The 2,896-nt window shown below is 32.6% G+C and carries 2 protein-coding genes; both read left to right on the top strand.

What is annotated here, in order from left to right:
* The coding region (locus RCF13_RS20160) for an NlpC/P60 family protein (protein ID WP_308141505.1) at positions 1 to 1,965 on the top strand (1,965 nt) is incomplete at its 5' end.
* Between the two features lie 86 nt (positions 1,966 to 2,051).
* Positions 2,052 to 2,684 (top strand): hypothetical protein, encoded by a 633-nt coding sequence (locus RCF13_RS20165; RefSeq protein WP_308141506.1) that lies wholly within the window; start codon positions 2,052 to 2,054, stop codon positions 2,682 to 2,684.
* The last annotated feature ends 212 nt before the right edge of the window (positions 2,685 to 2,896 follow it).

Below are 2,896 nucleotides of genomic sequence, written 5' to 3' on the forward strand. Positions count from 1 at the left end.
AGAGGTGAAGGGCCGGTAGCAACACCACAACCTACTACAACAATACCAACAACAGTTCCTACACCAACCACTCAACCAACCACTCAACCAACGACAACACCAAATCAGCCGACAGAAGCAGAAACTAAAAAAGCTGACCAAGTTATTGAAGAAGCAAAAAAATACTTAGGTGTTCCTTATGTTTGGGGTGGAACATCTCCTAAAGGTTTTGATTGTAGTGGATTAACACAATATGTTTATAGAGCCATTGGAATCCCGTTAGATAGAACAGCTGCAATGCAATCAAAACAAGGGAAGAAAATAACAAATGTAAATGACATGAGGAAAGGTGACTTAATATTCTTTGCAAATACAGGGAATCGAACAGGTATCACTCATGTTGCTATATATATAGGCAATGGGAAAATGATTGAAGCACCAGACGTAGGACAGACAGTGAAGATTTCTGACTTTAAAACTGGTAAGTTTGCATGGGCTACTCGTGTATTAGGCGATGGTGATTTAAGTTCAAATGAAGGCACAGACGTTTCAACTGGTGGCGGTGGAGGAATTTCAACTGGACCAGTTACAATCGATAAAGCGCTTTTAAAATATTTCTATGATAAATTGAAGCCAGATTTCACTTATGAAGATAAAACAGAAACTGTAGAAACAAAGACAAAAACATGCGCTAAAAAGAAAGAAGGTTCTGAAGACTGTGCTGAATGGACAAATAGTATAAATACTACAACTAGAACAACAAAAGTAATTACTAAGGTTAGGGCCTGGAATGGTAATGCCAAAGTACACTATAAAGAAGTTAAATCTGGTTGGAAAAGAACAGGTGATAATACAGAAGTACAAGAGACGAATTATTTACAAGATAAACAAGAATTTAAGTATGATTACTCAAAATTAGACGAAATTTTATCACAAGCTGGGTACAAATATGGTGATAAAAAAATGTTTGAACTTTTCTATGAGTATGCAAGCGGATTACCACTTCATTATATAGATTGGGTAGATGGAAAAGATATTTCTCAAATGCTAGATGGTGATTTTATTGGGGATATAATTCCTGGATCAAGTATTCCACCACAATTTATGCCAATCTATTTAGGGGCTGAGAAGAAATTTGGTACACCTTGGTATATTTTAGCCGCTGTACATTATCATAAGAGTTCTTTCTCGAAAAATATTACTGTATCTGCTGCAGGTGAAAGAGGACCAATGCAAATTAAACCTGTAACTTGGATGGGATGGAAGCATCCAAGTAGAAATTCAGCTGGAGAATTAGAAGGAATTAGTGATAAGGACTTGATGGACTTAGAGTTGATTAAAAAATATGGTGGAAAAGGTGTAGATGGAAATGGTGATAAGAAAGCCGATATAAATGATAACCATGATTCAATTTATAGTGCGTCAAAAATTTTAGCTGATTTCAATGTTAAAAGTGATGCAGAAAAAGCGTTGTGGTTATATACAAATTCTAAAGATGGTGGAAAGCAAATATATGACACAGCAATGAAGTTTAAAAATGAGGCAACCTATAAACACGATCAAAATCAATTGCCTGAAGCTACGAGTGGCGATTGGATGACACCAACTCAAGGAAGATTAACGTCAGGATATGGAGAACGTTCCTTTGATAATCATCACGGCATTGATATTGCACAAAAAGGAACTGTTCCGATAGTTGCAGCAGCTGATGGTGTAGTATTCCGTTCGTACTTGTCACAAACATATGGGAACTGTGTAATGATTCGACACAATATAAATGGACAACAATATGAAACAGTATATGCTCATATGAGAAATCGTGCAGTAACAGAAGGAACAACAGTAAAAAAAGGACAATTCCTTGGTTATCAAGGTGAGACAGGTCAAGCATATGGACAACATTTACACTTTGAAATGCATAAGCCATCGTGGAATATAAATAAATCTTATGCTATAAATCCAATTCAATACATTAAGATTCAATAAAATTAGAAGGGATACTGATTTGTATCCCTTCTAATTTAAACTAAAAAGTTTATCTACTTTTTAAGTTATATAGAAAGGATAGGATCATGAATAGAAAAATTATATTAATTATAGCTGGATTAATTGGAGCAATACTTTTTATATTTATAGGTATTCAGTTTACTAATAAGATGTATAGTGAAAAAACATTGTTCGCGAAATCTAACCCATTAAAAGTAGCAGAAGAAAAGGAAACATTGGAAAAGGAATTACAACGTACAAAAATATATTATAAGAACGTCACTAGGGTCTTAGAGAAATTAAATTTAGATGATGTGGGTGAAATAGAGGGGTTACCTAATAAGTTAGGTACAAGTCAAGAAGAGTTTCTAGGCCAATTTTTTGCATCTACTTTAATAGGGAATGAACAAGTATTTTTATCAAACATTGATCCAAATCAATTATTAAATGATAAGGATGTTGATTTATCTTCAAATGAAATTAAAAAAATTATGACTCAAATATCTAGAGATAAAAAATTGAAGGAAGTGTATCTTCAATCAAAATCTTTAAAAGGTGAGGAAGATTTTGAAGTTGTTGTTTTGCTAGAATATAAAGATGAGAAAGAGAAAAATCTTAAATTACAAATTAGTAAATCTAGGGATTATCATCATGATACAAGTGGCCACTTTTTAGTGAATACATCTTTAAGTGATATAAAAAAGCAACTATATAAATAAAAAAGCTTTAATATTTATAGATTAAAGCTTTTTTCGTTTATATTTTTTTAACTAATGCTAGTTTTTCTATTGGTTCTAAAGAAACATTTTCTTTTACTTTTTTTTGAGCAATAGGTTTATTTTCAGCGATTAATGATTTTGCTAATGCATAAAAGTAATTTAATGCAAACTCAGGATTCGCTTCATTAGCCTTCACATAATTTAAATCTTCT

Origin of the sequence: Stenotrophomonas maltophilia group sp. RNC7, from assembly GCF_030910085.1 — a bacterium.
GTDB lineage: Bacteria > Pseudomonadota > Gammaproteobacteria > Xanthomonadales > Xanthomonadaceae > Stenotrophomonas > Stenotrophomonas sepilia.